This window comes from Halomonas alkalisoli (genome assembly GCF_021412585.1).
In the GTDB taxonomy this organism is placed as follows: Bacteria; Pseudomonadota; Gammaproteobacteria; order Pseudomonadales; family Halomonadaceae; genus Halomonas; species Halomonas alkalisoli.
The window spans coordinates 264846-289448 of sequence record NZ_JAKCMI010000041.1; the positions used below are offsets into that span (position 1 = coordinate 264846).

Below are 24603 nucleotides of genomic sequence, written 5' to 3' on the forward strand. Positions count from 1 at the left end.
GAGCACATCCGATATCCCTATATCATTTCGTTGACCAATGACGAGCACGAACCTATCGGGATGGTCGATGCACGTCCTCGGGGCCACATGGTCGATATGGGATATGTCCTGGCACGCCAATACTGGGGGCAAGGCATCATGCCGGAGGCGCTGAGAAACGACACCGCTTCCGCTACAGCGTCTCTTCCAACAACATCGCCAACCGCTTGTGATGCAGCGCATCGGCGGCTGCGTCGTAGCTGGGGGCGTCCTTGGCCGTGAAGCCGTGGGCTGCGCCCTTGTAGAGCTCGGTGGTGAAATGCACGCCGGCCTTGGCCAACGCCTCATCCATGCGGGCGATCTGCTCGGGGGGCAGCAGCTCGTCCTTGTCGGCGTGGCCGAGATAGACGCGCCCTTCGATGGTGCCGACCACGTGCACGAGGCTGTTCGGGTCGCCGGCCGTGGCCAGGTTGGCCGAGTGGAAGCCTGCCGCAGCGGCGACGCGGTCGGGGTGTTCGGCTGCCATGCGCAGCGCGAAGGCGCCGGTCATGCAGTAGCCCACCACGCCTATCTTGCCGTCCGCGAACTCGGGCTCGTTATCGATGCATTTCAGCAGCGCGGCGAAGTCGCGGGATTGTGCCTCGGGCGTAAGCTGGCCGGCATACTCGAACAGCTTCGATCGCACGTCCGGATCGCGGAAGGATCTGCCCTCCGGCACGACGGAGCCGCTCGCATTGCGGTAGTAGACGTTGGGCATCAACACGGCATAGCCGCTGTCCGCGATTTGCTGGGCCTTCTCGTGATAGCAGGGGCGCAGGCCGCCGATATCGGTGAACAGCACCACGGCCGGAAGGGGGCCTTCGGCGCTCCCGGGCGTGAATACGTAGGCGTCGATGGTGCCGTCGGCAGCGGGGATTTCGATAGCGCGAGACATGAGCGGGCTCCGGGTTGTCGATGCGATTTGTCGTCAGGGGAAAATGTATCAAAGATCCTGGCTGGCGAACTTTTCGCCTATCCTGATGAGATGCTCGAGAAAGCTCACGACCTAACGCGGCCGCGCCGCCAAAAGCGCGTGCGCGTTCATCCATTTCAGAGTGTGCTGTCCAATCCCTGCCGAGCGCTATAAAAAATCATGAGGCGCCAAAACAATCATGAGGAGAGTGCCATGAAGGCTGAAGAGTTGCGGTCCGTCCAGACGCCTCTGAAAGAGCGTTATCGCGAAGCACCGGATGCCGCGCTGATCACTCTGCGCGCGCAAGGGCGTCTCGGTGAAGGTGTCAGTTGCAGAGTCGAGACAGGCAAAGCGCTGGTTGAGGCCGGGCTGCATCCCGCCACGGGCGGGAGCGGTCAGAGCGCGTGTTCGGGCGACATGCTGCTCGAAGCCTTGGTGGCCTGCGCGGGGGTGACGCTGAACGCCGTGGCCACGTCACTCGGCATTGAGTTGCGAGATGCCTCGCTCCAGGCGGAAGGTGATCTCGACTTCCGCGGAACCCTTGGCGTATCAAAGGAAGTTCCCGTCGGCTTCCAGAGTATTCGGCTGCAAGTCACCCTCGACACGGATGCCTCGGAAGAGCAGCTCGACACTCTCCTGCGCTTGACGGAGCGGTACTGTGTTGTTTACCAAACGCTGGCGCATCCGCCTGCGCTGTCGGTTGCTCGCAAACCCGCAACGGGCTGAGCTTTACATCACACCCACAGGACATACCAACCTGTCGCTTCCGCCGCATCCCATTCGAATACTGCACTGGTCACCACCCACCCTGCCGGATCGCCACGCAGCCGACCACTTCGGGGTTGTAGAGATAGAGCCAGGCGGGACCGAAGGCGGTGGCGTGAATGGCCCGACGATAGAGCCCGGCATGCGGCTGGCGCGGGCGAAAATCCTCTAGCCTGTCCAGTTCGGCAAGCAGAGTGGCGTCGACGCGAAACACCTCCACCTCTACCCCACGGGAGGTTTCGGGCTTGGCGCCGGGAAAAGGCCCGAGATCGTAGAGGGTAGCGCTGGTCAGCCGGTCGCTGCCGAGGAAGTCGGCACCCTCCAGCCAGTGATGATTGCGCAGGCCGCGTTTCAGGGTGCCGTACACGGCCACCAGCGGCGTGCGGGTAACGGAGAGCACGGGCGTGTGCATGGTGGGCTTCCTCCTCGACGCGTCGGTGCCTGAATGAAGTCTAGCTCAGCGCCTTGTTCCGTCATGATGCCAACCGTCACTCTCCCAACGAAAAATGTCGTACGCTTACCGAGGGCCAGCGAGAGGGAGCGAACCGATGAAGCTGTGTGCCGTGCAGTACGCCTCGACAACGGGCGATATCGAAGGGAACGTGGCACGCCATGTCGAGTTCGTCGAACTGGCGGCGACGCATGGCGCCGAGCTGATTTTCTTCCCCGAGCTCTCGCTGACCGGCTACGAGCCGACGCTGGCCAATAGCCTGGCCACCCACGAGGAGGACCCGCGACTGGATGTGTTCCAGCACCTGAGCGATGCCCATGGCATCGTGATCGGTGCCGGGCTGCCGCTGGTCACCTCACAAATGCCGCGGATCGGCATGGTGGTGTTCCAGCCCCGCGCGGGGCGCCAAGCCTATGCCAAGCAGCACCTGCACGACGACGAGCTGCCCTACTTCTCTTCCGGGGAGAGGCCGATGCTCATCGAGACCCGCCAGCACCGCCTGGCGCTGGCGATCTGCTATGAGTCGCTGCAGCCCGATCATATCGCCACGGCGGCAAGCCTCGGCGCGGATGTGTACCTGGCCAGCCTGGCCAAGCTGGCACCGGGGATGGATGAGGCCTATGCCTGTTATGCCACCTTCGCCCGCGAGCGAGCCATGACGATCCTGATGGCCAACTGCGTGGGCCCCTGCGACGGAGAATCTGGCGGGGGCCGCTCGGCGGCCTGGATCGACCGCGGCAAGCGTATCGCCAGCCTGGCAGACGAACAGGAAGCCATGCTGATGCTCGATACGGCCACCCTGGCCACCCGCGTGCTGGCCCCGGCGCCACCGGCAGCCTAGCAGGGGTTTGAAGGCCCACGCCTCCCGGTCGAAGACGTGTTTCATCCCTATCTTGAATGCTTGGAACTCCTTCAATGCTGACACTGCTGATGTTGTTGATCGGCCTTGCGCTGCTGATTGCCGGTGCAGAGGGCCTCGTGCAGGGTGCTTCTCGCCTGGCTGCTCGCCTGGGCATCTCGCCGTTGATCGTCGGCCTTACCGTGGTGGCTTTCGGCACCAGTGCCCCGGAACTCGTCGTCAGCCTCAAGGCGGCCTTTGCCGGCCAGGCGGGCATCGCCATGGGCAACGTGGTGGGCAGCAATATTTTCAATGTGCTGTTCATCCTGGGGGTCTCGGCACTGATCGTGCCGCTCGCGGTGGCCCACCAGCTGATTCGTCTGGATATCCCGCTGATGATCGGGCTCTCGCTGATCGTCTTCCTGATGGCGACCGATGGGCATATCGGCCGGTACGAGGGTGGGCTGCTGGTGCTGGGGCTGGTCGCCTACACGGGTTTTCTGCTGTGGCAAGGGCGGCGCCAGGCACCGGCCGCCGAGCCGACGCCCGGGGATGAGAAAAAAAACCGTCACTGGGGGCGCGATGCGCTGTTCGTCGCGGGCGGGCTCGCCATGCTGGTGGCCGGTTCACGCCTGTTCGTCGACTCGGCCGTGGTGCTGGCGACCTGGTTCGGCGTCAGCGATCAGGTGATCGGCCTGACGCTGGTGGCGGCGGGGACCTCGCTACCCGAGGTGGTGACCTCGATCCTGGCTGCCCTGCGTGGGCAGCGGGACATTGCCGTGGGCAACGTAGTGGGCAGCAATATCTTCAACTTGCTTGGCGTGCTTGGCCTCACCAGCCTGCTCGCCCCCGCCGGCATCGCCGTGACCGAGGCCATGCTCAGCCTGGACCTGCCGGTGATGATCGCCGTGGCCATCGCCTGCCTGCCGATCTGCTTCACCGCCAGTGCCATCAGCCGCTGGGAGGGCACCGTACTGCTGGGCTACTACGTGGCCTACACCGCCTACCTGGTGCTGGCCGCCACCCACCATGACGCCCAGGCCGGATTCAGCGCGCTGATGCTCTATTTCGTGCTGCCGATCACCGCCCTGACCCTCGCCGTGCTGGTCGTACCCGAGCTGCGCCGAAGAGCGGTCAGGTAAGGACAGGGGGCCTGCGACGTCGCCCCCTGCCAAGGTTCAGCCCAGCAGGCGCGCCAGGGCACCATCCACATGGCCTGCCCAGTCGCCCGGCGACATTTCCTGAAAGCCCGTGTCGCCGAGGAAGGCGCTGCCGAACACCACGTCCGGCTCGAGTTCACGCAGGAGCCTGAGGCTCTCGGCCAGTTGTTCCCGGTCCTTTTCGTCGTTGTGGCCGGAAATGAAGCCGGCGTGCCAGTCGCCCCTCTCACCACGGTAGAGCGTATCCCCGGTGAACAGGTAGCGCTTGCCGTGGGGCGAGTGCACCAGGAAGCAGGTACTGCCGGGACTGTGCCCCGGAGTGGGGATCACCTCGACGTTGCCCAGGTGCATCTCGCGCCGCTCGAACAAAATCTCCGGCGTGCGGTAGCGGGCAAAGTCGTCAAGCTCGGCGCGGTGGCCGCCCAGCTTGGCCCCGAATCGCTGGTGGATCGTCTCGAGCGTTGCCCCCAGTTCGTCCCGGTGGCTCAGGTACTGGTAGGCCACGCCGCCCAGCTCCGCCATCCTGTCGATCTCATGTTGATGACCGGTGTTGTAGAAGAGCACGTTGCCTTCGTCTCGCGTCAGCAGGTAGGCGTGAACGGTCAGCCCGGCGAAAGGGCTTTCCACGTCGGTTTCCCAGATATCCGGTTGAACGTGGCGCATGGCTGTTCTCCTTTGTGTGGCTACACAGTCGGAGCCTAGGCATTGTCTGAAAAGTCGGCGAGCGATGGTAAGACAAGGCAAAAACAAGCAAAATTTAGGTCAAGGTAGATCATGCTCCTTTCTCCTAGTCGCTTTACAGACACGAAGCGGCTGCGCGATGCTGGGCCGCCAAATCTCCGGAGTTCACTGCCTTGACACGCCAGGCGCTCGAGAAATACCAGGTACTGGCCTATCTGGCGGCGATCGCGTCAGGCCTGGCACTCGGCACGGCCCTGCCGGGGCGGGTTGGCGTGCTGGAAGCAGTGCTGTGGCCGCTGTTGGGGGCGCTGCTCTACGTCACCTTCACTCAGGTACCGCTGACGCAGCTGCGCGCGGCATGGCGCGACACGCGTTTTCTTACCGCGGCGGTGGTCGGCAACTTCTTGCTGTTGCCCCTCGTCGCCTGGGGGTTGGCGAGCCTTTTCGCCGCCGAGCCGGCGGTTCGCCTGGGCATGCTGCTGGTGCTGCTGGTGCCCTGCACGGACTGGTTCATTACCTTTTCCCATCTGGGCGGCGGCAGGGCGCAGTATGCCATTGCCTTCTCGCCGATCAGCCTGCTGCTTCAGCTTGCGCTGCTGCCCTTTTACCTCTGGCTGTTCCTCGATCAGAGCCTGCTGGTCGCCGTGGTGCAGCGGGAGCTGCTGATGGCTTTTGCGGGGCTGATTCTGCTGCCTTTGCTGCTGGCATTCGCCACCCAGAAATGGACGCAGCGCCACCGCGCCCGGGAACGGCACATCGAGCGGCTAGCCTGGCTGCCGGTGCCGCTGCTGGCCCTGGTGGTGTTCTCCATCGCCGCCACCCAGGTCAATGTCGTCGTCGGCTCACTGCCTCTGCTCGGCGGGCTGCTGCTGGCCTTTGCCTGCTTTCTGCTCGTCGCAGCGCTGCTGGCCCGACTGTTGGCACAGGTGGCGCAACTTCCTCCTGCCCAAGGGCGCGTGCTGGCCTTCAGTCTGGGCACGCGAAACTCCTTCGTCGTGCTGCCCCTGGCACTCTCTCTTCCCGCTTCCTACGAGCTGGCGGTGGTGGCCATCGTGTTCCAGTCACTGGTCGAGCTGATCGGCATGGCAATCTTCCTGTGGTGGGTGCCACAGCGACTCTTTCGTAGCAATGCCTGATGCCTGCTGACAGCCGAATACACGGCCGCATTGGTACCATGCAAGGACTCACGGGCAGCTATACTCGCTACGATATGCACAACTGCGACACGCAATAGAACCGGATCATAACGATAGTAAAAAGGTTCTCCCCCATGATCTCTTCCCGGCTGTTCGGCTGGTTGCTCCTTGCCCTGCCCGTAGCGGCAATCGCCGTCGTCAATCCTCCACCGCAGGCAGACGAGGCGGTGCGCAAGGCCGAGGTGCTGGAGCAGGTGGTGGCCCCCGATGTGGAAGTCACCGAGCCCACGGAACCGCTAAGCGAGCAGGAGGCCCAGGTCGTCGATCCGGAGGGCATCGATCCCTTGGAAGAACCCCTCACCTGCCTGGCACGCTCCATCTACTGGGAGGCCAAGGGCGTGCCGGGACGCGATATGGAATCGGTGGCCAATGTGGTGATGAACCGGCTCGCTGACGAGGCCTTCCCCAACACCATCTGCGACGTGGTGAAACAGGGCTCGGAGCAGCCCCCCTGCCAGTTTTCCTGGTGGTGTGACGGCCGACCCGATGAAGTGGTGGAGGGCGACGCCTACGAAGTGGCCAAGGAGGTGGCGCGCCTGGCTCTCAATCAGGAGCTACCCGACCACACGGACGGAGCGCTCTATTTCCACGACCGCACCGTGCATCCCCACTGGGCGAACGAGTTCCTGGTCACTATCGAAACCGAGGCCTTCATCTTCTACCGACCTGACGTCGCCTCCGCCAACTGAGGGCAACCCACGGGAGAACGCTCAGGTCTTGCGGAAGGCGTCCATCACATACCCCACCAGAGCCTCACTGGCCTGGCCCGCACCGGGTCGTTTGACCAGCTCCAATTGGTAGTCACCCAGCGGCGGAAGCAGGCTAGAGTCGATCCGTCGCAGCGGTGGACGAATCAAGCTGAGCGGAAAAGGCGACACGGCCAGGTCGGCGAGCATGGCTGCCTCATGACCGGCACAATGCTCGCAGGTATAAGCGATCCGATAGCTCATACCGGCATGGTCCAGCGCGTCGAGAGCCATCCCCCGCCAGGCACAGCCATGATGTGCCAGGGCTACCGGTAGCGGCGAGCGCTGTGCAGCGATACCGCCTTCCCGCCCCGCCCATACCAGCGCCTCGCTGTGCACGATCTCGCCGCGTACTTCCTGCCCCGGATTGCCGGCGGTAACCAACACCAGGTCAAGGTCGCCAGCGTCCAGGCGGGCGAGCATCTCCCGACTGCTGCCCACGACCACATCGACCTGCACAGCCGGGTGCGAGCGGGCGAACTGACCCAGCACGCCTGGCAGGATTCGTGTGCCCACATCATCGGTCGTGCCGAAACCGATGCGCCCTTCCAAGGAAGGGGACAGAAACTGGGTCACTGCTTCCTCATTGAGCCTGAGCAGACGCCGCCCGTAGCCGAGCAGTATCTCCCCTTCCGGCGTGAGTCTGACCTGACGGGCCTCGCGTACGAATAGCGCCTGGCCCAGCGTCTCTTCCAGACGCTTGATCTGCATGCTGAGCGCCGAGGGCGTGCGAAACACCTGGCGGGCGGCTCGGGTGAAGCTGCCGCATTCGGCAATGGCGACGAAGGTGCGCAACACATCCGAGTCGAGTAGCGGCAGGGCGCTATTGCCGTTCGGCAGGGTGACAGCTGTCATGGGGCAACCTTTCAATTTTTCTTATAGCACAATGTAGACCTTTTCGTTTGCCTGATCAAACTCGCCAAGCCAAGCTATCCCCAGAGGTCGCGACCCTCCCTTAATCCATAAGAGTGCATGGCAACCGTCCCATATGGCGGCTGCCTGCCAGGAGGTGCGACATGAGCCAGTACGAACCGCTTCGCCAGCCCAACTCGGTGGCCAACAAGCAGCGCCCCACCCCACCGCCCCAGCCGGATTTCTTCATGCCGGCCATGCCCCCGCTGGGGTTGATCCACAAGCTCGAAACCAAGTGGTGGGAATACCGGCGCCGGCGGCAGTTTCACCAGCGCTTCCTGCCGCTGCTGGCCCATGACGACCATATCCTCGAGGACATGGGCCATCACCGCGACGACATCCTGTGGGCATCGCGCCTGCCGCTGAAGGAAGACGCGGAGCAGGCGCTGGTGAAGCGCCGGGCGCTACGCAAGGCCCGGCAGGGCCATTTCTCCCTGCTTGGTTGAGACCCCAAGGCCCTCTGGCGAACCGTCGCCGGGGGGCTTGTCCGTCACCGGCTCACTCCACCACCTCCAGCACACCGGACATTCCCCTGTTGCGGTGGCTGGGCAGGAACGGCAACTTTTTCCCGCAATGGAAGACCACCCGACCCGGCACTTGGGGAGTAAAGCGGATGACCTTCTCCTCACGCTCCAGCTCCTCTTCGATATCGAGCCCCAAGGCCTCCGACTGGATCACCAGGTCATGCGGCGCAAGGCCGCGCTCCCGGCTCACCACCAGTTCCACCGGGACGCCCACCTTGACCTGAATATGCTCGGGCTCGAAGAAATAACTGCCACCGACGAGGCGGATACGTTGTACACCGTCGCCGTCGGGCGTGGCCACATATGGCTCCGCATTGGCCCAGGCCTTGCTCGTGGCCAGGGTAATCAACGCCGCCATCATCAGCATTCCCACCCGGATGATTTTTCCGTATGTCTTTTTGTCGGCTACCATCATGTCTGCCTCTGGTTACACATCATCACCGCGAGGAGCGTGCCCTCGCTGCTCCCAATGCCATGCAGGAACGAGGGTCTGCCATGCTTTTTCGGGTTTCTCTTGGTCGCCTCAGTCGACACTAACTGACACAGTGCTTGTGAAGCAGGAGACACCATTTATCCACTCCAGAATAGCGGGCCACGAAGCCACATCCCACGAGGAAGTCGACCGACATCGCCTCCCCCTCGTCAATGACCACTCAATGCTCAACCAGTTGGTTGACAAGCCTTCACCGATGATCTATTTAAACCATATGGTTGAACAACAGACAATCGTCCTGGACCGGGTCTTTCACGCCCTGGCCGACCCCACCCGCCGCCTGCTGCTGGAGCGGCTGGCAGCCGGTGAGCGCAAGGTCGGCGAGCTGGCCGAGCCGTTCCCCATGTCACTGGCTGCCGTTTCCAAGCACGTTCGCGTGCTGGAGCAGGCTGGCCTGGTGGAGCGGCGCATCGAAGGACGCGCCCACTACTGTCGGCTGCAACCGGAGCCGTTGGCTGCGGCGGAACAGTGGCTAAGCTTCTACGAAGGCTTCTGGAGCCAGCGCTTGAATGCGCTGGAAGCGGCGCTGAAGGCTGCACCCGATGGCAAGCCGCCAGAGGAGGAAAAGGCAGATGAACGACGCTAACCACGGCCGGCCAATCACCGAGGACAGCATCCGCTTCGAGCGCCTGCTGCCGGGACCCATCGAGCGGGTGTGGGCCTATCTCACAGAATCCGACAAGCGTGGCCAGTGGCTCGCCCCCGGCGCCATGGAAGCGCGTGCAGGCAGCGCCTTCACTCTGCACTTCCACAATACCGAACTGACGCCCGACAGGACGCCACCAAGCGAGCGGTTTCGCCAGTACGACGGCAGCTTCACGACGCACCACCAGGTGCTGCGCTGCGAGCCGCCCCACATGCTTGCCTGGACCTGGGGCGGGGGCAACGAAGCCCCATCGGAGGTGACCTTCGAACTCAGCGAGGCCGGCGATCAGGTACGCCTGGTGGTGACCCATCGTCGCCTCGCCGATGACGACACCATGGTCAACGTGGCCAGCGGCTGGCATACCCACCTCACCGTGCTGGAAGGCGTGCTGCAGGGCCGCCGCCCCGCCCCTTTCTGGCCCACCTTCGAGCGCCTGGAGGAGGAGTACCGATGCCACATCATGTCGCCCCGCAGCTGATGTTCGAAGGCAATGCCGAGCAGGCCATGCGCTTCTATGTCTCGCTGTTCGACGATTCCGACATCGTCCGGCTCGAGCGCTACGGCCCCGAGGAACCGGGCAGGGAAGGCAGCATCAAGCAGGCCGAATTCACCCTGGCGGGCCGGCGCTACACCTGTATCGACAGCCCGGTTAAGCACGATTTCACGTTTACGCCTTCGATATCGCTGTTCGTCGAGTGCGAAAGCGCCGGAGAGTTCGAGCGGCTTCTCGAGCAGCTGTCGGAACAGGGCCAGACGCTGATGCCACCCGACGACTACGGCTTCAGCACGCGCTTCACCTGGCTCAACGACCGTTTCGGCGTGTCGTGGCAGCTCAACCTGGCTTGAAGGAGCGGCACGATGACGACCTCGCCCCTGCCTCCGATCGTCTCCGAGAGCGAATGGCGCGCCGCCCTGGAAGCGCAAATCGCCCGCGAGAAGGCTCACACAAGGGAACGCGACAGGCTCAGCGCCGCCCGCCGACGCCTGCCGATGGTCGAGGTGCGCGCCGACTACATGTTCGACGGGCCACAGGGTCAAACTACCCTGCTCGACCTGTTCGAGGGGCGCCGCCAGCTGATCGTCTACCATTTCATGTTCGGCCCCGACTGGGAGGCCGGCTGCGACGGCTGCTCCTGGGTGGTGGACGCCATGACCCACCCCGCCCACCTGCACGCCCGCGACACCACCCTGGTGCTGGTCTCCCGTGCATCGAGGGAAAAGCTTCTACGCTATCAGGCTCGCATGGGCTGGCAGCACCCGACGTGGTACTCATCGCTCGGTAGCGATTTCAACCAGGACATGGGCGTGACGAGCTGCAACTGTCATGCTCCCGACACCGATCGCGGCGAGCGCCATGGCATCAGCGTCTTTCTGCGCGACGGCGAGCGTATCTACCGGACCTACTTCAGCGGCAAACGCGGCGTGGAATACCTCGGCAGCCTGTGGACCTACCTGGACCTGACGCCCTACGGTCGCCAGGAGAGCTGGGAGGTCTCACCGCCAGGATGGCCGCAAACGCCGCCCTACGTGTGGAACCGTCGCCACGACGAGTATGAGACGTGACCCGCTATAGTGAGGGCACACGATATCCTGACATGGGTGGGTCGACTCAATGGATAAAGGATACCTGTTTGGCGACGCCTATCAGCCAAGCCAGATCGCACGACGCGTGGAAAGCATGGGCGTGGCCAAGGCCCGCGCGGACGCCCTGACCCTGCTGGTACTGGCCGTGCTCGCCGGTGCCTTCATTTCTCTCGGCGCCCTCCTGTTCACCGTCATCATGACTGATTCCGGTCTGGGTTTCGGTGTGACCCGCCTGCTCGGTGGACTGGGATTCTGCCTCGGCCTCGTACTGGTGGTGATTGGCGGCGCCGAGCTGTTCACCGGCAACAATCTGCTGGCCATGGCCTGGGCGAGCCAGTTGATCACTACCCGCGAGGTGCTGAGGAACTGGGGGCTGGTCTATTTAGGCAACGTGATCGGCTGCCTGGGTACGGTGCTCCTGGTGGTGTGGGCCGACATTGCCAGCCTTGGCGGGGGCAACGTGGGGGAAACAGCGCTTCAGATCGCCCGCGGAAAGGCAGCGCTCTCCTTTAGCGAGGCCTTCGCTCGAGGCATCCTGTGCAACGTGCTGGTATGCCTGGCGGTATGGCTGGCTATGGGTGGCCACAGCGTCACCGACAAGATCCTGGCCATTCTGCTGCCGATCAGCGCCTTCGTGACCCTGGGATTCGAGCATTCGATCGCCAACTGGTTCTTCCTGCCGCTCGGACTCGCCCTGGATGGGCAAGCGACGGTGACGCTCACAGGCTCGCTCGTCAATCTCGTGGTGGTCAGTGCCGGCAATATCGTCGGTGGTACCCTGCTGGTCGCCGGCGTGTATTGGCTCGCTTACCTGCGCACCCCGGATAAGCCGGATGATCGTCCCTCATGAGTTGCCATCTTTCTCACGCTCATGCCAATCCTGGACTCAAAAGGAGAACTTGTGAAAGGAAGCTGCCTGTGCGGCGCCGTTGAGTACGAAGTGGATCAGCTCGACATGCCAATCATCCATTGCCACTGCCGCACCTGCCAGAAAGCCCATGCGGCTCCGTTTGCTGCCACCGCTGGCGTGCTGCGCACTCACTTCCGCTGGTTGAAGGGGAACGACGCACTCGCCGCCTTCGAGTCTTCACCAGGCAAACTGCGTCACTTCTGCTCGCACTGTGGCTCCCATTTGATGGCCGAACGCCCCGGTCAGCCGCATGTCATCTTGCGTGTTGCTACCCTCGATAACGATCCCGGGTCGAAGCCGGTCCAGCATATCTGGTGCTCACACGATGTATCATGGCTGCACGATGAGAAGGCAGCCGAGCACTACCCGCAGGGACAACTTGATCTACCCTGAATTTCACCTCACCGGGGTGGAGCAGGCGACAAGCGCCGGCGCCACGATCACCAAACCCGCTCACGAGACCTTCTGGGGCGGCTATGCCGGTTATTTCCAGGGCCCCGACTACCAGCTGTGGGAAGTGGCCTGGAACCCTGTCTGGGAAATCGAGGAATGATGAGGAGCACGGAAACGCCATGAAGACCATCGGCCTGCTCGGCGGCATGAGCTGGGAATCCACCGCCAGCTACTATCGCGCGCTCAACGAGGGCGTTAAAGCCGCCCTGGGCGGGCTGCACTCAGCCAAGTTGTGCCTGTACAGCGTCGACTTCGCCGAGATCGAGCGGCTGCAGCACGCCGGCGACTGGGACGCCACCGCCGAGATCCTGAGCCAGGCTGCCCGCAGCGTGGAGGCCGGCGGTGCGGACTTCCTGCTGATCGGCACCAACACCATGCACAAGGTCGCTCCGCAGGTTGCCGAAGCGGTCTCGATTCCGCTGCTGCACATCGCCGACGCCACGGCACAGCGCCTGGCCGGCGACGGCATTCGTCGCGTCGGCCTGCTCGGCACCCGCTTCACCATGGAGCAGGACTTCTACAAGGGGCGTATCGCCGAAGGATTCGACATCGAGGTGCTGGTGCCCGACGAGGCTCAGCGCGACCTCGTACACGAGGTGATCTACCACGAGCTGTGCCTGGGCCAGGTAAAGGAGGCGTCGCGGCAGGACTATCTGGAAATCATCGAGTCGCTACGCGAGCAGGGTGCCGAGGCGGTGATCCTCGGCTGTACCGAGATCGCCCTGCTGGTGCAGCAGAGCCATACCGCGGTGCCGCTCTACGACACCACGGCCATTCACGCCGAGGAATCGGTGAAGTGGGCACTACAGAGATAGGCTTGAGCTGAAAAGTCTTCGAGCGAAGGCCAGACAAGGCAAAAATCAGGGAAAAGACGGAGTTTACAAGTTGTAAATGAGTACTTTGAGCTGATTTTTAACGCCGTATGGCCAAGCGCAGACACTTTTCGGCCAAGCCTAGGCGTAGGTGTTGATGTGGGTGCCCACCATGCCATCATTGGCCAACTGCGGTGCCACCGAAGCCGAGGCCATCAGGGCGGCGACCTGATCCTTCTGCATGTCCAGAGCTTCCTTGTAGACCTCCAACTGCACCTGCTGCGCGGCCTGGGCCTGCTGCATGACCAGCGACTGGCCGACGATGGTATTGACGGCTGAATCCATGTCCTTCGCTCCTTTGCTTGGTTCTACTGCTTTCCAACGCTAACAGCGAATGGAGAGCATGGCAAAAAGCCCTGTCCCGAGTGCCTCGGCCCAAAGGGGCCTATGAGCGAGACGCTCGCCAGCGATGCAGTGTTTTCAAGCTAGGCAGCAGCATTGGCGTCGCGGCCCGATAAGCGAGATAGCGATCACCAAAGGCCCTGACCAGGCTACGTTCCTCGAAGTGGATGCCGATGAATATGTAGAGTGTCATGCCGGCCGCAAACAGCAAATGGCCAGCGGTCATGTGCGGGGTCGCCCAGAACGCTAACAGGAGCCCCAGCATCAGCGGATGACGCACGATACGGTGCAACCCTGGCGTGCGAAACCCTACCTCGCAGAAGGCTTTGCCACGAAGATGTCGATAGGCCTGACTGACACCCAGCAGCTCCCCATGGCTGATCAGGAAGGTGGCATGTACCACCAGAGCCCACCCCAGGCCGAACAGGAGCCACAGTGCCACGGCTCCGCCGCCTTCAACCAACCACAGCGTTTGCGGCAACGGCCGCCAGCCCCAGTACAACAGGCCAAGCATGAGGGACGACAGCAGCACATAGGTACTGCGCTCCATCGGTTCCGGCAGCCAGCGCCGACACCAGCGCTTGAAGCCTTGGCGCGCCATGAACGAATGCTGCGCGCCGAACAGCAGGATGAGACCGGCATTGATCAGCAGTGCCAACCCCGTTTCGCTGACGGGGCCACGATTCATCGTTCGAGGTACAAGGAAATCGGCCGTAAAGCCAATCAAATAGGCGGAGCACAGCCAGAACAATAGATAGGCTCCTGCTGCATAAAACATCGTTATCCAACGCATTGTCATCTCCTGGTTGGTATGGATTGGCATCCTTGGAGGATGGGAGAGTCGGATCGCGATAGGGCCGTTTACTGTTTAAACTCGAGATGAATCGCTGCGCAACGACGCCACCCCTGCCCTGCCACTCCTGACTCTGCATCAGCTTGCCTGGCTGGCGTCGCCTGTACGTCTCCTGGCCATGCCCCACAGGCTGCCATCTTGAGAGGACGAAAGTGTGCCGCTGAACCTTTTCCTGTTTGGCTATCCTCGGTTGGAACAACAGGGCCAAACCGTGCCGATCAAGTTGCGCAAGGGGCTGGCGCTGCTGGCCTATCTCGCCATGGTCGGCAAGCCTCTCAGTCGCGACCGGCTGGCGGAGCTGTTATGGCCCGAGGCACCCGCCGGAGACGGTCGGGCCTGCTTGCGTCGCACCCTGCATCGACTGGTACGTCAGCTCGGCGACGGCATGTTCATCACGACACCGCAAACCATAGCTCTTGCGCCCAGAATCGTGGCCTCGACCGATGCCGTCGCCTTTCGCGAATTGCTCGAACGGCACGGCGGTCGATTATCCACGAAAGAGGCGCTCGTCGCGTTACGTCATGCGAGCTCACTGTATGCCGACGACTTTCTCCTGGGCTTCCATATCCCCGAGTGTCAGGACTTCGCAGACTGGCAGGACCGGGTAGCCGAGGAGCTGCGCCAAGCATTCGGCGAAGCGCTGACATAATTGGCGCATGCCGCAGCCGCGGCCGACGACTACGAGGCGGCCATCGCCCAGGCAAATCGAAGGCTGTCGCTCGACTCCCTGCACGAGCCAACTTACCAATTGCTCATGCGGCTACATGCGGAATCAGGGCAACCGGCAGCCGCCCTACGCCGGTACGAAGAGTGTCGCGAAATACTCATGCGGGAACTCGGGGTCAGGCCACAGGCGAGCACCGAGAACATCCGTCAGGCCATTGCGCATGGCGACTTTCCCCTCGCCATCGTGCCGATGAGCGCACCGACGCCGGTCAGATATGTGGTCAGCGACGGCGTCCATGTTGCCTATCGGTTGCATGGGGCGGGTCCGCTGACCCTCGTGGCCCTACCTGGCTTTGTATCGCATCTCGATTTCTATTGGGACCAGCCGGAGCTTGCCAGCTTCATGCAGGCGCTCGGGCGCATGGCCCGGGTGGTGTGCTTCGACAAGCGTGGCGTGGGGCTATCCGACCGTGTCGACTATGCGGCGACACCGCAGCATACGGCGGTGGACCTCCTGACCATCCTTGATGCGGAGAGCATCGAGGAGGCGGTATTGCTGGGCGTTTCGGAGGGCGGCCCGGCTGCCCTTGCCCTGGCCGCATCCTCACCGGCACGAGTCACTGGATTGGTTCTCTACGGCACCTTGGCCCGCGCTCTACGAGCGGACGACTACCCATGGGGCTACCCACAGGAGAGCTACGATGCCCACGTCGACGCACTGATCGACGACTGGGGCGGGCCCGCCTGCATCGAACGCTTCGCCCCCGGCTGGGCACACGATGTCGAACGGCGCGCCTGGTGGGCGCGAGCGCTTCGGCTCGCTGCCAGCCCTGCCACGGTAAGACAGGTCTTCGAGGCGCTGAAGACGATCGACGTGCGGCCTCTGCTCGTAGAGATCGATTGCCCCACCCTGGTGCTGCATCGACGCGACGACAAGGCGGTCCCGGTCGAGCACGGCCGTTTCCTGGCCAGCGCTATCCCCAATGCACAATGGGTGGAACTCCCCGGTGACGATCACTGGTGGTGGGTCGGAGATACCAGTGCGCTCCTGCACCACCTGGACGTTTTTCTAGGGACTCTGGCAGGAACGCGCCGCAACACCTGAAAGGACGACCAGGGGACGCCACAGGTTTTATATCCCAAGACTCCTGACCCATGAAACGGAGTCTCCCCATGCCTTATGTCGTCAATCACCCCGTCAAGATTCACTTTCAGCAAATTGGAGAGGGTCCGCCGCTGGTCCTTCAGCACGGTTTCAGCGACAGCATTTCCGGCTGGTATGAAGCGGGCTGGGTAAAACGGCTCGGACGTCATTTCCGCCTGATCATGATCGATGCTCGCGGGCACGGTTTCAGTGACAAGCCGCATTCGCCGACGGCCTACGAGCTCGCCCATCGCGTTGCTGACATACTGACCGTCATCGACACGCTTGGACTCGAACGCGTGCACTACCTCGGCTACTCGATGGGCGGCTGGATCGGCCTTGGCCTGGCCGATGCGGCACCGCACAGGCTGCTTTCCATGGCCCTTGGCGGCATCCATCCCTATGGCCAGGACATGAGCCATTACCGAATCGGCGTCGCCGGCGGCATGTCTCGCTGGGCAAGGCTCGTGCAGCAGGCCGCGGGAGGCCACATGACGGATAGTGGCATACGGAGAATTCAAGCCAACGATCCACAAGCACTCGCCGCCGCGGTGGCATACGACCGGCCAGCGCTTGCGGGTATCGCCAGCAAGCTGCACTGCCCTTGCCTGATGTTCGTTGGCGAGAACGATCCCCTCTTGCCGCAGGTGGAGCGTTTCTCCAGTGAGCTTCCCGAGGCACGCCTGGTACGTATCGACAATGCCGATCACGTTCAGACTTTCTATGCTGCCAAAAGACTGGCACCTGCTATTCTGGCGCACATCAAGCGCAGCGAAATGCCTGCCAGCGTATGAAGCGCAAGTTACAGCCGACCCCCAGGGCTCGCTGATAGCCCTGGTTTTCGTAGAGGCGATGTCTTGCTACGGGAGCCCTGATGAACGAAGCCCAGTCGCTGCAGCAGGCCATTGATGAACCGGTGCGCCTGGTAGGCTACGACCCCGCCTGGCCGGCACGCTTCGACGCCGAGCGCGAGCGCTTGCTGAAGCGCTTCCCCGCCGAGCTGCTCGACGTGCAACACATCGGCAGTACCGCCATTCCCGGCATGCCGGCCAAGCCTATCATCGACGTCATGGCCGGTGTCGCTTCCATGGCCATGGCCGATGACCTGTTCGAGCCAATTCTCGATTACGGCTACGTGACATCACGAGAGTTCAACGCCAGCCTGACCGACCGCCGCTGGTTCATGCGCCACGCCAACGGACGACGCACCCACCATCTGCACGTAGTGGTCCACGACGGTGACCTGTGGAACCAGCGGCTGGCCTTTCGCGACGCCCTGCGCGCCGATTCCTCGCTGGCCGCTCGCTACGCCGCCCTCAAGCGCGAGCTGGCCTCCTGCCACCGGGAAGATCGCGAGGCCTACACCCGGGCCAAGGGGGATTTCGTGCGCTCGGTCGTCGAGACGGGCTGACATAGCTCGAACCCCCTCAGCCGAGAATATCGATACCCCGGTGCCCTTCCGCCACGCCCTCCACCAGGATGACGTCGCCCACGGCGTTGGCGGTACGCAGCGGCAGGATGCGCCGGTAGGCCTCGGAGCGATACCACGCTCGGGCCTGATCCAGGTCGGGAAAGCCGAGCATGATGGTGTCACCCTGCCAGCTCCCTTCCAGCACCTGGGTGGTACCGCCGTGGATCAGGTACTGGCCGCCGAAGGGGGCCAGGGTGGCGTCGATCTTCTCCAGGTACTCGACGATCTCTGGCCCCATGGTGACGTCCTGCAATCGGGCGATGGCGTAGGCGGTCATGGCAATGCTCCTGTGGTGAGTTTCGCCACCAGCTTCACCCACCGCGCACAGCCTGGCGATTACCTGCGAGGTAATAGCCAGCCATATTGCTTGGCGCTAATCTAGGTCCATGACCACGACCTCCCACACCCCCGGGCAGCTGTTGAAGATGTGGCGCCAGCGGCGGCGGCTGAGTCAGCTCGCGCTCGCCACCGAAGCCGACATCTCCCAGCGCCATTTGAGCTTCGTCGAATCCGGGCGTGCCTTGCCGAGCCGGGAAATGCTGCTGCGCCTGACGGAACAGCTGGACGTTCCCTTGCGCGAGCGCAATCGGCTACTGCTCGCTGCCGGTTTCGCCCCGGCCTTCGGCGAACGCGGCATCGATGCGCCGGAACTCGAGACGGTTCGCGGCGTCATCGAGCGACTGCTGGCGAGCCACGCCCCCTACCCGGCGCTGGCAGTCGACCGTCACTGGCATCTGCTGATGGCCAACCACCCGCTCGAGCGGTTGCTCGTCGGCATCGACCCCACACTGCTGAAGCCGCCAGTCAACGTGCTGCGGCTCACCCTGCATCCCCAGGGGCTCGCGTCGCGCATCCGCAACTTCCGCGAATGGCGTGCGCATATTCTCGAACGCCTGGCCCGCCAGGCCGACACGACGGCCGACCCGGCGCTTGCCTCGCTCAGCGAAGAACTGAAGGGCTACCCGGTGCCCGCCGGGGCTCGTCCTCATCTGGTCTCGAGATCGAGTCATGCCGGCATCGTAGTACCGCTGGAGCTGGCCATGCCGGATGGCCTCGTGCTGTCGCTGCTGAGCACCACCACGGTATTCGGCACCCCGCTCGACATCACCCTGGAGGAACTCGCCATCGAGTCGTTCTTCCCAGCGGACACGGCCACCCAGAAAGCGCTGCAGCAATTGGCCGCGCCTGTGCCGGCTGGCTAGAACGACAGACAGATCTTGCCGAAGTGGCGCCCCGCCTCCTCGTGGCGGAAGGCGTCGGCTATCTCCTCAAGCCCGAAGGTGCTGTCGATGATCGGGCGTACGCCGCTGGCCTCGATGCCGCGCACCATCTCCTGCTGGTGGATGCGACTGCCGACGATCAGCCCCTGCAGGCGCGCCTGCTTGGCCATCAGCTTGGCTGTGGGAATCTCGCCACCGCGACCGGTCAGCACCCCTATCAGCGAAATATGACCGCCGATGCGCACGGCATCGATGGACTGCGGCATGGTGCCGGGGCCGCCCACCTCGATCACGTGGTCGACGCCCTGGCCATCGGTCAGTGCCTTCACCTTCTTCCCCCACTCAGGCTCCGCTTTGTAGTTAAGGGTGTGGTCGGCACCAAGCTCCTTGAGCTTTTCGATCTTCTCATCAGAAGAAGAAGTGGAAATCACCCGTGCGCCCATGGCCTTGGCGAACTGCAGGGCGAAGATCGAGACGCCGCCGGTGCCCAGGGTGAGCACGGTATCGCCGGCCTTGAGGTTGCCGTCCACCACCAGCGCACGCCAGGCGGTGAGCCCCGCGGTAGTCAGGGTGGCAGCCTCTTCGTGGCTGTAGCCCCTGGGTGCGTGGGTGAACCAGGTGGTTGGGCGGATCACCCGCTCACGGGCATAGCCGTCGACGCCGTCGCCAGGCGTGGTCTTGAAGTCGCCGACCCGCGCCGGGCCGTCGAGCCAGTAGGGGAAGAAGGTGGAGACGACCGCATCGCCCACGGCGAACTCATCGACACCTTCGCCGACCGCCTCGACGACGCCCGCCCCATCTGACATGGGGATGCGACCGTCCTCGGTGGGGATCATGCCGGACGCCACGCCGTAGTCGTGGAAGTTAAGGGAGCTGGCATGTACACGCACGCGAATCTCACCCGGTCTCGGCTCTCCGGGCGCCTCCCGCTCGCTGACTTGTAGCTGGTCCAGCCCGCCGGGGCTTTTCAGGGTAACGACCTTCATCTCTGCGCTCCTTTCCTCATCGTATAGAAACCACCGCTATTTCGTGATGACCATGGCAGCCTTGGTAGGCACGCGCAAACCTTGTCGCCGGAACTGGTCCGGGTATCTTCCGTCAGCCTGTCAGGCGCCTTTCGCGTGCGCCAATGGCCTCGGCCAGGAAAGCCATGAACGCCCGGATACGCGCCACCCGGCGCAGGTCGGGATGGGTCAGCAGCCACAGGTCGGTGGCGAGTTCGGGAATCGGCTCGCCGAGGCGCATAAGCGCCGGCTCGGCATCGGCCAGATAGCAGGGCAGCACGGCGCGGCCGAGCCCATCGCGGGCGGCGGCCAGCATGCCGAACATGGTGTCGACGCGGTAGCGGCAGCGCTCGTCCGCACCGTTATTGACCATCCATACATCGAGCGCGGCATAGCCCAGGTGGCGATCCGGCCCAACCCAGGCATCGCTGTGGTTATCGGCGCGGGCATAGACCGCCTGGGCAATGGAGCCGACCCGCCGCCCCACCAGGTGCTCGGGCGGCGACGACGAGGGCCGCACCGCCACGTCGGCATCCCGCTGGGAGAGATTGAACAGCTGGTTGGAAACCGCCACCTCGAGGACGATCTCGGGATGGGCGCGCTGGAAATCGGCGAAGATCGGCGACAGCAACCCCATCAGCAGCGTATCGGTGGTGGTCACGCGGATGCTGCCGGAGAGGCGCAGGTCGCGCCCCGCCACGCGCCGCTCGGCGCCATGCACTTCGGCCGCTACACGGGCGGCGGTAGCCGCCAGGTCCTCCCCCGCCGCCGTGGCCGCATAGCCCGTGCGCGAGCGCTCGAACAGCGCCACGCCCAGGCGCCGCTCGATGGCATTCAGCCGCCGGAACACCGTGGCGTGGCTGGCCCCCAGTCGCCGTCCGGCGCCCGAGAGCGTACCCGCCTCGGCAATGGCCTGTACCACGCGCAGGTCGTCCCAGTGCAGCATCCGCTCATTCACGATCGGGCGCCCCTCGGCATGGCATGCCCTGCTCGCCGCTCAGAATTCGGTCACCACGGTCACCCCCGCACCCTGAAACTTGTCCATGCCCATCAGCGCATCGATCGACTGCTCCAGATCGATCCGCTTGCCGATCAGTTTCTCGGGCGCCAGCTTTCCCGCCTGGATCATGTCGAGCATGGCGCCATAGCGATAGGCCTGCATACCGTGGCTGCCCAGTATCTCGAGTTCATGGGCAATGACCTTGCTCATCGGAATGGCAGGTGTGCTGTTCTCGGCCAGCATGAGCCCGACCTGGACGTGCTTGCCGCGCTTGCGCAAATTGCTGATCGAGTTGAAGCAGGTGCTAGGGTGTCCCAGCGCATCCAGCGACACGTGGGCACCGCCGCGCGTCATTTCGATGACGGCCTCGGGGACGTTCGCTACTTCGGCCGCATTCACGGTGGCCACCGCGCCCAGCTCGCGGGCCAGCTTGAGCTTGTCTTCCGCGATGTCGATGGCCACGACGTTGGCGCCCACCGCGTTGGCGATCATGATCGCAGACAGGCCGACGCCACCGCAGCCGTGGACCGCCACCCACTGCCCCGCGGATGCCTTGCCCTGGTCGACCACGGCGCGAAACGACGTCACAAAACGGCATCCCAGGCTGGCCGCCGTGGCGAAATCCAGCGTCTCCGGCAGGGCCACCAGATTGACGTCCGCTTGGTGGATCGCCACGTATTGGGCAAAGGAGCCCCAGTGGGTGAAGCCGGGCTGGAATTGGCTGTCGCAGACCTGATGGTTCCCCGAGTAACACTCGGGGCAGGTGCCGCAGCCACCGACGAACGGGACCGTAACCCGATCCCCGACGCGCCATTTCTGCACGTCCTTGCCGACCGCCTCGACGATGCCCGCCAGTTCGTGTCCAGGAACATGGGGAAGCGCAATGTCGGGATCATGACCGACCCAGCCATGCCAGTCGCTGCGGCAAACTCCCGTTGCCATCACCTTTACCACGACGCCATGCGCTTCCGGCATCGGGTCGGGAACCTGCCTGATTTGCGGTGGGGCTGAAAAGGCCTCATACACCACGGCTTTCATGGAAGGTCCTCACTTGCGGCTTGTTCATTTACGCAAGCCTCATTGCTGTTTTTTGGAACACCGGATCGCAAGCGTACAACATAGCCTGGAGGCACGCATCATGAGGCCAACGAACCGGTGCTCTGAGGTGCAATTCAGCTATCCAGCCCTCCCATGCAGATGTATTTCACCTCCAGATAGTCCTCGAGCCCGTACTTGGAACCTTCGCGGCCAAGCCCCGACTCCTTGATGCCACCGAAGGGGATCACTTCGCTGGATATACCCACCTCGTTGACGCCCACCATGCCATATTCAAGCCCCTCGGAGACGCGCCATGCGCAGCCGAGGTCGCGGGTGTAGAGATAGGAGGCGAGCCCCACCTCCGTGTCATTGGCCATGGCAATGGCATCGGCCTCGTCCTTGAAGCGGAATATCGGTGCCACCGGCCCGAATATCTCTTCGCGAAACACCCGCATGTCGCTGTCGACATCGACCAGCACGGTGGGGCGATAGAAGCAGGCACCTTGGCTGTCGGGCGTGCCGCCAATCGTCGCCCTGGCTCCCTGGGCCAAGGCTTCTTCGACCTTCTCATGCACCTCCCGTACCGCACGCTCGCTGACCAGCGGCCCCATGGTCACGTTCTCGTCCAGGCCATTGCCAACTTTCAACTCGCTCACCGCCGCGGTGAATTTCTCCACGAAAGCGTCGTAGATACCCTCTTGGACCAGAATGCGATTCGCACAGATACAGGTCTGGCCGGCATTACGGTATTTCGAGGCCAACGCCCCGGTGACGGCCTGGTCCAGATCCGCATCGTCGAATACGATGATCGGCGCATTGCCGCCCAGCTCCATCGATACCTTCTTCACGCTCTCGGCGCACTGCTTGAGCAACTGCTTGCCCACTGGGGTCGAGCCGGTGAAGGTCACCTTACGCACCAGGGGGTTGCCGGTCAGCTCGTTACCGATCTCGCTGGAACTCTCCCCCACTACCAGGTTCAGTACACCAGCCGGTACTCCGGCACGCTCGGCGAGCTCGACCATGGCCAAAGCGGACAGCGGGGTTTCCTTGGCCGGCTTCATGACGAAGGTGCAGCCCACCGCCAACGCAGGCGCCGCCTTGCGGGCCAGCATGGCATTGGGGAAATTCCAGGGCGTGATAGCCGCCACCACTCCCACGGGCTGCTTGATGGTGACCAGGCGGCGATCATGGGCGAAGGTCGGAATCACATCGCCATAGACGCGCTTCGCTTCCTCGGCGAACCATTCGATGAATGACGCCCCATAGGCCACCTCGCCCCTGGCCTCGGCCAGGGGTTTGCCCTGCTCGCAGGTCATGATCAGCGCCAGGTCATCCTGATGCTCCAGCATCAGGTCATGCCAGCGACGCAGGATCACACTCCTCTGCTTGGCGGTCTTCGCCTGCCAGGCCGGCAGGGCGCGGTGAGCCGCCTCGATGGCGAACCGGGCTTCCGCCGCACCAACGTTTGCCACCTTGGCGATCACGTCACCGGTGGCAGGGTTGGTCACCTCGAAGCTGTCACCGTCGGTACCGGCCACCCACTGGCCATCGATATAAGCCTGGGTCTTCAGCAGTCCCGGATCTTTCAATTGCAATGTCATTATCGACTCCAGGTGCAAGTTGCGTCTGAGCAGTTGGCTCTCACCCCATGATCAACGAAAGTGCGGCATGACCTCATTGATAAACAGCTCGAGCGAACGCTTCTTCTCGTCGAAGGAGAGCGTATTGTCGGTCCAGAAGCTGTACTCAGTGATGCCCAATCGCTCGTAGCCCTTGAGTCGATCGACCAATTCATTCGGCGTACCGATCATCATGTTGCGACGCAGGCTTTCCAACGCGAACTCAGGATTGTCAGCTACGGCTTCCTCAGGCACAGGTTCGAAGAAACCATCGACCGCCTGCTGATCGTTCTTGAACCATGCCAGGAAGTAGCGATAGAAGAGATTGAGCGCCTCGGCACCTCTTCTCCAGCCCTCCGGATCACTCTCTTCGTGGACATAAGTATGGCGAAGCAGCATCAGATCGGGACGCGGCATATCGGGATGGTTAGCACAGGCCGTATCGAACTTTTTCGCCAGATCCGCCACCTCCTCGTCACCCTTCATCAAGGCCGTCACCATGACATTACAGCCATTCTTAACGGCGAAGTCATGAGAGTTGGGATCACGGGCCGCGATCCACATCGGCGGAAGCGATTCTTGGATGGGCTTGGGGACGCTGGTCGTGACAGGGAAGCGATAGACATCGCCCTGGTGAGCATAGTCGCCCTGCCACAGGCTACGAATTGCCGGCACCATCTCGCGCAGTGCCTGGCCCCCCTCCGCCGCCGACATGCCATCGACAAGGCGGTCGAACTCGAACTGGTAGGCACCGCGGGCGATGCCGAACTCGAGCCGGCCATCGCTGATCACATCGAGCATGGCGGCTTCACCGGCCAGGCGGATCGGATCCCAGAACGGCGCCACGAAGGTGCCCGCCCCCAGCCGGATACTCTCGGTTTTCGCCGCCAGATAGGCGAGTTGGGCCGTTGGGCTGGGTGATGAGGTGAACTGCATGCCGTGATGCTCACCGATCCAGGCCGTACGGAAGCCACCGGCTTCGGCGATCTTCACCAGTTCGCAGAGCTCCTCGAACAGCTGACGATGACTCTCATGCTGGTGGTAGCGTTCCATATGCAGAAAGAGTGAAAACTGCATCTTGATT

The 24603-nt window shown here is 63.3% G+C and carries 33 protein-coding genes; 20 read left to right on the plus strand and 13 right to left on the minus strand.

Going from position 1 to position 24603, the window contains the following annotated elements; genetic code table 11:
- Nucleotides 1–24 precede the first annotated feature (24 nt).
- Nucleotides 25–261 (plus strand): GNAT family N-acetyltransferase, encoded by a 237-nt coding sequence (locus LY622_RS22695; protein ID WP_369413805.1) that lies wholly within the window; start codon nt 25–27, stop codon nt 259–261.
- On the opposite strand, the gene LY622_RS19260 is transcribed toward LY622_RS22695, so the two are convergent.
- Entirely contained in the window at nt 173–913 is a 741-nt protein-coding gene (locus tag LY622_RS19260; RefSeq protein WP_234292352.1) for a dienelactone hydrolase family protein, read from the minus strand. The genes LY622_RS22695 and LY622_RS19260 overlap by 89 nt on opposite strands.
- Before the next feature lie 231 nt (nt 914–1144).
- On the opposite strand from LY622_RS19260, the gene LY622_RS19265 reads away from it, so the two are divergent.
- Nucleotides 1145–1657, plus strand: a complete 513-nt coding sequence (locus tag LY622_RS19265; RefSeq protein ID WP_234292353.1) for an OsmC family protein — start codon at nt 1145–1147, stop codon at nt 1655–1657.
- 70 nt (nt 1658–1727) lie between these two features.
- On the opposite strand, the gene LY622_RS19270 is transcribed toward LY622_RS19265, so the two are convergent.
- Entirely contained in the window at nt 1728–2108 is a 381-nt protein-coding gene (locus LY622_RS19270) for a gamma-glutamylcyclotransferase family protein (protein ID WP_234292354.1), read from the minus strand.
- A gap of 136 nt (nt 2109–2244) precedes the next feature.
- On the opposite strand from LY622_RS19270, the gene LY622_RS19275 reads away from it, so the two are divergent.
- Both LY622_RS19275 and LY622_RS19280 read left to right on the plus strand, forming a co-directional pair.
- Nucleotides 2245–2988 (plus strand): carbon-nitrogen hydrolase family protein, encoded by a 744-nt coding sequence (locus tag LY622_RS19275; protein WP_234292355.1) that lies wholly within the window; start codon nt 2245–2247, stop codon nt 2986–2988.
- A 74-nt stretch (nt 2989–3062) separates the two neighbouring features.
- The gene (locus LY622_RS19280; protein ID WP_234292356.1) at nt 3063–4127 is read left to right on the plus strand and encodes a calcium/sodium antiporter; all 1065 of its coding nucleotides are present in this window, start codon (nt 3063–3065) and stop codon (nt 4125–4127) included.
- Between the two features lie 36 nt (nt 4128–4163).
- Here LY622_RS19280 and LY622_RS19285 read toward each other — a convergent pair whose 3' ends face one another.
- Nucleotides 4164–4808, minus strand: a complete 645-nt coding sequence (locus tag LY622_RS19285) for an MBL fold metallo-hydrolase (protein ID WP_234292357.1) — start codon at nt 4806–4808, stop codon at nt 4164–4166.
- Between the two features lie 191 nt (nt 4809–4999).
- Between LY622_RS19285 and LY622_RS19290 the strand changes: the two genes are divergently transcribed.
- Both LY622_RS19290 and LY622_RS19295 read left to right on the plus strand, forming a co-directional pair.
- Nucleotides 5000–5962, plus strand: coding sequence for an arsenic resistance protein (locus tag LY622_RS19290; protein WP_234292358.1), 963 nt, complete (start codon nt 5000–5002; stop codon nt 5960–5962).
- Nucleotides 5963–6096: 134 nt separating this feature from the next.
- Entirely contained in the window at nt 6097–6711 is a 615-nt protein-coding gene (locus LY622_RS19295) for a cell wall hydrolase (protein WP_234292359.1), read from the plus strand.
- 21 nt (nt 6712–6732) lie between these two features.
- Here LY622_RS19295 and LY622_RS19300 read toward each other — a convergent pair whose 3' ends face one another.
- Nucleotides 6733–7623, minus strand: a complete 891-nt coding sequence (locus tag LY622_RS19300) for a LysR family transcriptional regulator (protein WP_234292360.1) — start codon at nt 7621–7623, stop codon at nt 6733–6735.
- A 161-nt stretch (nt 7624–7784) separates the two neighbouring features.
- Between LY622_RS19300 and LY622_RS19305 the strand changes: the two genes are divergently transcribed.
- A complete protein-coding gene (locus LY622_RS19305; protein ID WP_234292361.1) occupies nt 7785–8126 on the plus strand; it encodes a hypothetical protein in 342 nt (113 codons plus the stop codon).
- A 52-nt stretch (nt 8127–8178) separates the two neighbouring features.
- On the opposite strand, the gene LY622_RS19310 is transcribed toward LY622_RS19305, so the two are convergent.
- Entirely contained in the window at nt 8179–8619 is a 441-nt protein-coding gene (locus LY622_RS19310; RefSeq protein ID WP_234292362.1) for a cupredoxin domain-containing protein, read from the minus strand.
- 292 nt (nt 8620–8911) lie between these two features.
- On the opposite strand from LY622_RS19310, the gene LY622_RS19315 reads away from it, so the two are divergent.
- Genes LY622_RS19315 through LY622_RS19350 form a run of 8 tightly spaced genes read left to right on the plus strand, consistent with a single transcriptional unit; the run spans nt 8912 to nt 13105 of the window.
- Nucleotides 8912–9283, plus strand: coding sequence for an ArsR/SmtB family transcription factor (locus LY622_RS19315; protein WP_234292363.1), 372 nt, complete (start codon nt 8912–8914; stop codon nt 9281–9283).
- Nucleotides 9270–9821, plus strand: a complete 552-nt coding sequence (locus tag LY622_RS19320; RefSeq protein ID WP_234292364.1) for an SRPBCC family protein — start codon at nt 9270–9272, stop codon at nt 9819–9821. Before LY622_RS19315 ends, LY622_RS19320 begins: the two co-directional genes overlap by 14 nt.
- Nucleotides 9794–10189, plus strand: coding sequence for a VOC family protein (locus LY622_RS19325; protein WP_234292365.1), 396 nt, complete (start codon nt 9794–9796; stop codon nt 10187–10189). Before LY622_RS19320 ends, LY622_RS19325 begins: the two co-directional genes overlap by 28 nt.
- 12 nt (nt 10190–10201) lie before the next feature.
- Nucleotides 10202–10906 (plus strand): DUF899 domain-containing protein, encoded by a 705-nt coding sequence (locus LY622_RS19330; protein WP_234292366.1) that lies wholly within the window; start codon nt 10202–10204, stop codon nt 10904–10906.
- Between the two features lie 49 nt (nt 10907–10955).
- Nucleotides 10956–11777, plus strand: a complete 822-nt coding sequence (locus LY622_RS19335) for a formate/nitrite transporter family protein (protein ID WP_114478419.1) — start codon at nt 10956–10958, stop codon at nt 11775–11777.
- A gap of 51 nt (nt 11778–11828) precedes the next feature.
- Complete coding sequence (locus LY622_RS19340) at nt 11829–12230, plus strand: GFA family protein (protein ID WP_234292367.1); 402 nt, start codon at nt 11829–11831, stop codon at nt 12228–12230.
- Entirely contained in the window at nt 12217–12390 is a 174-nt protein-coding gene (locus LY622_RS19345; RefSeq protein WP_234292368.1) for a VOC family protein, read from the plus strand. Before LY622_RS19340 ends, LY622_RS19345 begins: the two co-directional genes overlap by 14 nt.
- Nucleotides 12391–12409: 19 nt before the next feature.
- Nucleotides 12410–13105, plus strand: coding sequence for an aspartate/glutamate racemase family protein (locus LY622_RS19350; protein ID WP_234292369.1), 696 nt, complete (start codon nt 12410–12412; stop codon nt 13103–13105).
- A 138-nt stretch (nt 13106–13243) separates the two neighbouring features.
- Here the strand turns inward: LY622_RS19350 and LY622_RS19355 are convergent, their stop codons facing one another.
- Together LY622_RS19355 and mddA are read right to left on the minus strand one after the other, a co-directional pair.
- Nucleotides 13244–13447 (minus strand): putative motility protein, encoded by a 204-nt coding sequence (locus LY622_RS19355; RefSeq protein WP_066451583.1) that lies wholly within the window; start codon nt 13445–13447, stop codon nt 13244–13246.
- A 100-nt stretch (nt 13448–13547) separates the two neighbouring features.
- Entirely contained in the window at nt 13548–14297 is a 750-nt protein-coding gene (mddA, locus tag LY622_RS19360; protein WP_234292370.1) for a methanethiol S-methyltransferase, read from the minus strand.
- A gap of 214 nt (nt 14298–14511) precedes the next feature.
- Here mddA and LY622_RS19365 point away from each other — a divergent pair, with 214 nt between their 5' ends.
- From LY622_RS19365 to LY622_RS19380, 4 genes are all read left to right on the plus strand, one after another.
- Nucleotides 14512–15006 carry an AfsR/SARP family transcriptional regulator gene (locus LY622_RS19365; RefSeq protein ID WP_234292371.1) on the plus strand — a complete coding sequence of 165 codons (495 nt, stop codon included), beginning with the start codon at nt 14512–14514 and terminating at the stop codon, nt 15004–15006.
- Nucleotides 15007–16128 carry a bifunctional AfsR/SARP family transcriptional regulator/alpha/beta hydrolase gene (locus LY622_RS19370; RefSeq protein ID WP_255762643.1) on the plus strand — a complete coding sequence of 374 codons (1122 nt, stop codon included), beginning with the start codon at nt 15007–15009 and terminating at the stop codon, nt 16126–16128.
- A 68-nt stretch (nt 16129–16196) separates the two neighbouring features.
- Nucleotides 16197–16961 (plus strand): alpha/beta fold hydrolase, encoded by a 765-nt coding sequence (locus tag LY622_RS19375; RefSeq protein WP_234292373.1) that lies wholly within the window; start codon nt 16197–16199, stop codon nt 16959–16961.
- Nucleotides 16962–17041: 80 nt separating this feature from the next.
- Nucleotides 17042–17578 (plus strand): GrpB family protein, encoded by a 537-nt coding sequence (locus tag LY622_RS19380; protein WP_234292374.1) that lies wholly within the window; start codon nt 17042–17044, stop codon nt 17576–17578.
- A 16-nt stretch (nt 17579–17594) separates the two neighbouring features.
- Here LY622_RS19380 and LY622_RS19385 read toward each other — a convergent pair whose 3' ends face one another.
- On the minus strand, nt 17595–17915 hold the full coding sequence (locus LY622_RS19385) for a DUF1330 domain-containing protein (protein ID WP_234292375.1): 321 nt from the start codon (nt 17913–17915) through the stop codon (nt 17595–17597).
- A gap of 109 nt (nt 17916–18024) precedes the next feature.
- On the opposite strand from LY622_RS19385, the gene LY622_RS19390 reads away from it, so the two are divergent.
- Nucleotides 18025–18840, plus strand: coding sequence for a helix-turn-helix domain-containing protein (locus LY622_RS19390; RefSeq protein WP_234292376.1), 816 nt, complete (start codon nt 18025–18027; stop codon nt 18838–18840).
- Here LY622_RS19390 and LY622_RS19395 read toward each other — a convergent pair.
- The 5 genes from LY622_RS19395 to LY622_RS19415 form a co-directional block, all read right to left on the minus strand.
- Entirely contained in the window at nt 18837–19844 is a 1008-nt protein-coding gene (locus LY622_RS19395) for a zinc-dependent alcohol dehydrogenase family protein (protein ID WP_234292377.1), read from the minus strand. The two genes, LY622_RS19390 and LY622_RS19395, sit on opposite strands and share 4 nt — an antisense overlap.
- Before the next feature lie 112 nt (nt 19845–19956).
- The gene (locus LY622_RS19400; RefSeq protein WP_234292378.1) at nt 19957–20820 is read right to left on the minus strand and encodes a LysR family transcriptional regulator; all 864 of its coding nucleotides are present in this window, start codon (nt 20818–20820) and stop codon (nt 19957–19959) included.
- A gap of 39 nt (nt 20821–20859) precedes the next feature.
- The gene (locus tag LY622_RS19405) at nt 20860–21900 is read right to left on the minus strand and encodes a zinc-dependent alcohol dehydrogenase family protein (RefSeq protein ID WP_234292379.1); all 1041 of its coding nucleotides are present in this window, start codon (nt 21898–21900) and stop codon (nt 20860–20862) included.
- 134 nt (nt 21901–22034) lie between these two features.
- Nucleotides 22035–23501 carry an NAD-dependent succinate-semialdehyde dehydrogenase gene (locus LY622_RS19410; RefSeq protein WP_255762644.1) on the minus strand — a complete coding sequence of 489 codons (1467 nt, stop codon included), beginning with the start codon at nt 23499–23501 and terminating at the stop codon, nt 22035–22037.
- Nucleotides 23502–23552: 51 nt separating this feature from the next.
- Nucleotides 23553–24596 (minus strand): LLM class flavin-dependent oxidoreductase, encoded by a 1044-nt coding sequence (locus tag LY622_RS19415; RefSeq protein ID WP_234292380.1) that lies wholly within the window; start codon nt 24594–24596, stop codon nt 23553–23555.
- Nucleotides 24597–24603 lie beyond the last annotated feature (7 nt).

What these genes read in the sequence shown, in the direction of transcription:
- LY622_RS19260 (WP_234292352.1), bottom strand. Translation starts at nt 913, where the DNA reads ATGTCTCGCGCTATCGAAATCCCCGCTGCCGACGGCACCATCGACGCC.
- LY622_RS19265 (WP_234292353.1), top strand. Translation starts at nt 1,145, where the DNA reads ATGAAGGCTGAAGAGTTGCGGTCCGTCCAGACGCCTCTGAAAGAGCGT.
- LY622_RS19270 (WP_234292354.1), bottom strand. Translation starts at nt 2,108, where the DNA reads ATGCACACGCCCGTGCTCTCCGTTACCCGCACGCCGCTGGTGGCCGTG.
- LY622_RS19275 (WP_234292355.1), top strand. Translation starts at nt 2,245, where the DNA reads ATGAAGCTGTGTGCCGTGCAGTACGCCTCGACAACGGGCGATATCGAA.
- LY622_RS19280 (WP_234292356.1), top strand. Translation starts at nt 3,063, where the DNA reads ATGCTGACACTGCTGATGTTGTTGATCGGCCTTGCGCTGCTGATTGCC.
- LY622_RS19285 (WP_234292357.1), bottom strand. Translation starts at nt 4,808, where the DNA reads ATGCGCCACGTTCAACCGGATATCTGGGAAACCGACGTGGAAAGCCCT.
- LY622_RS19295 (WP_234292359.1), top strand. Translation starts at nt 6,097, where the DNA reads ATGATCTCTTCCCGGCTGTTCGGCTGGTTGCTCCTTGCCCTGCCCGTA.
- LY622_RS19300 (WP_234292360.1), bottom strand. Translation starts at nt 7,623, where the DNA reads ATGACAGCTGTCACCCTGCCGAACGGCAATAGCGCCCTGCCGCTACTC.
- LY622_RS19305 (WP_234292361.1), top strand. Translation starts at nt 7,785, where the DNA reads ATGAGCCAGTACGAACCGCTTCGCCAGCCCAACTCGGTGGCCAACAAG.
- LY622_RS19310 (WP_234292362.1), bottom strand. Translation starts at nt 8,619, where the DNA reads ATGATGGTAGCCGACAAAAAGACATACGGAAAAATCATCCGGGTGGGA.
- LY622_RS19315 (WP_234292363.1), top strand. Translation starts at nt 8,912, where the DNA reads ATGGTTGAACAACAGACAATCGTCCTGGACCGGGTCTTTCACGCCCTG.
- LY622_RS19320 (WP_234292364.1), top strand. Translation starts at nt 9,270, where the DNA reads ATGAACGACGCTAACCACGGCCGGCCAATCACCGAGGACAGCATCCGC.
- LY622_RS19325 (WP_234292365.1), top strand. Translation starts at nt 9,794, where the DNA reads ATGCCACATCATGTCGCCCCGCAGCTGATGTTCGAAGGCAATGCCGAG.
- LY622_RS19330 (WP_234292366.1), top strand. Translation starts at nt 10,202, where the DNA reads ATGACGACCTCGCCCCTGCCTCCGATCGTCTCCGAGAGCGAATGGCGC.
- LY622_RS19335 (WP_114478419.1), top strand. Translation starts at nt 10,956, where the DNA reads ATGGATAAAGGATACCTGTTTGGCGACGCCTATCAGCCAAGCCAGATC.
- LY622_RS19350 (WP_234292369.1), top strand. Translation starts at nt 12,410, where the DNA reads ATGAAGACCATCGGCCTGCTCGGCGGCATGAGCTGGGAATCCACCGCC.
- LY622_RS19355 (WP_066451583.1), bottom strand. Translation starts at nt 13,447, where the DNA reads ATGGATTCAGCCGTCAATACCATCGTCGGCCAGTCGCTGGTCATGCAG.
- mddA (WP_234292370.1), bottom strand. Translation starts at nt 14,297, where the DNA reads ATGCGTTGGATAACGATGTTTTATGCAGCAGGAGCCTATCTATTGTTC.
- LY622_RS19375 (WP_234292373.1), top strand. Translation starts at nt 16,197, where the DNA reads ATGCCTTATGTCGTCAATCACCCCGTCAAGATTCACTTTCAGCAAATT.
- LY622_RS19380 (WP_234292374.1), top strand. Translation starts at nt 17,042, where the DNA reads ATGAACGAAGCCCAGTCGCTGCAGCAGGCCATTGATGAACCGGTGCGC.
- LY622_RS19385 (WP_234292375.1), bottom strand. Translation starts at nt 17,915, where the DNA reads ATGACCGCCTACGCCATCGCCCGATTGCAGGACGTCACCATGGGGCCA.
- LY622_RS19390 (WP_234292376.1), top strand. Translation starts at nt 18,025, where the DNA reads ATGACCACGACCTCCCACACCCCCGGGCAGCTGTTGAAGATGTGGCGC.
- LY622_RS19395 (WP_234292377.1), bottom strand. Translation starts at nt 19,844, where the DNA reads ATGAAGGTCGTTACCCTGAAAAGCCCCGGCGGGCTGGACCAGCTACAA.
- LY622_RS19405 (WP_234292379.1), bottom strand. Translation starts at nt 21,900, where the DNA reads ATGAAAGCCGTGGTGTATGAGGCCTTTTCAGCCCCACCGCAAATCAGG.
- LY622_RS19410 (WP_255762644.1), bottom strand. Translation starts at nt 23,501, where the DNA reads ATGACATTGCAATTGAAAGATCCGGGACTGCTGAAGACCCAGGCTTAT.
- LY622_RS19415 (WP_234292380.1), bottom strand. Translation starts at nt 24,596, where the DNA reads ATGCAGTTTTCACTCTTTCTGCATATGGAACGCTACCACCAGCATGAG.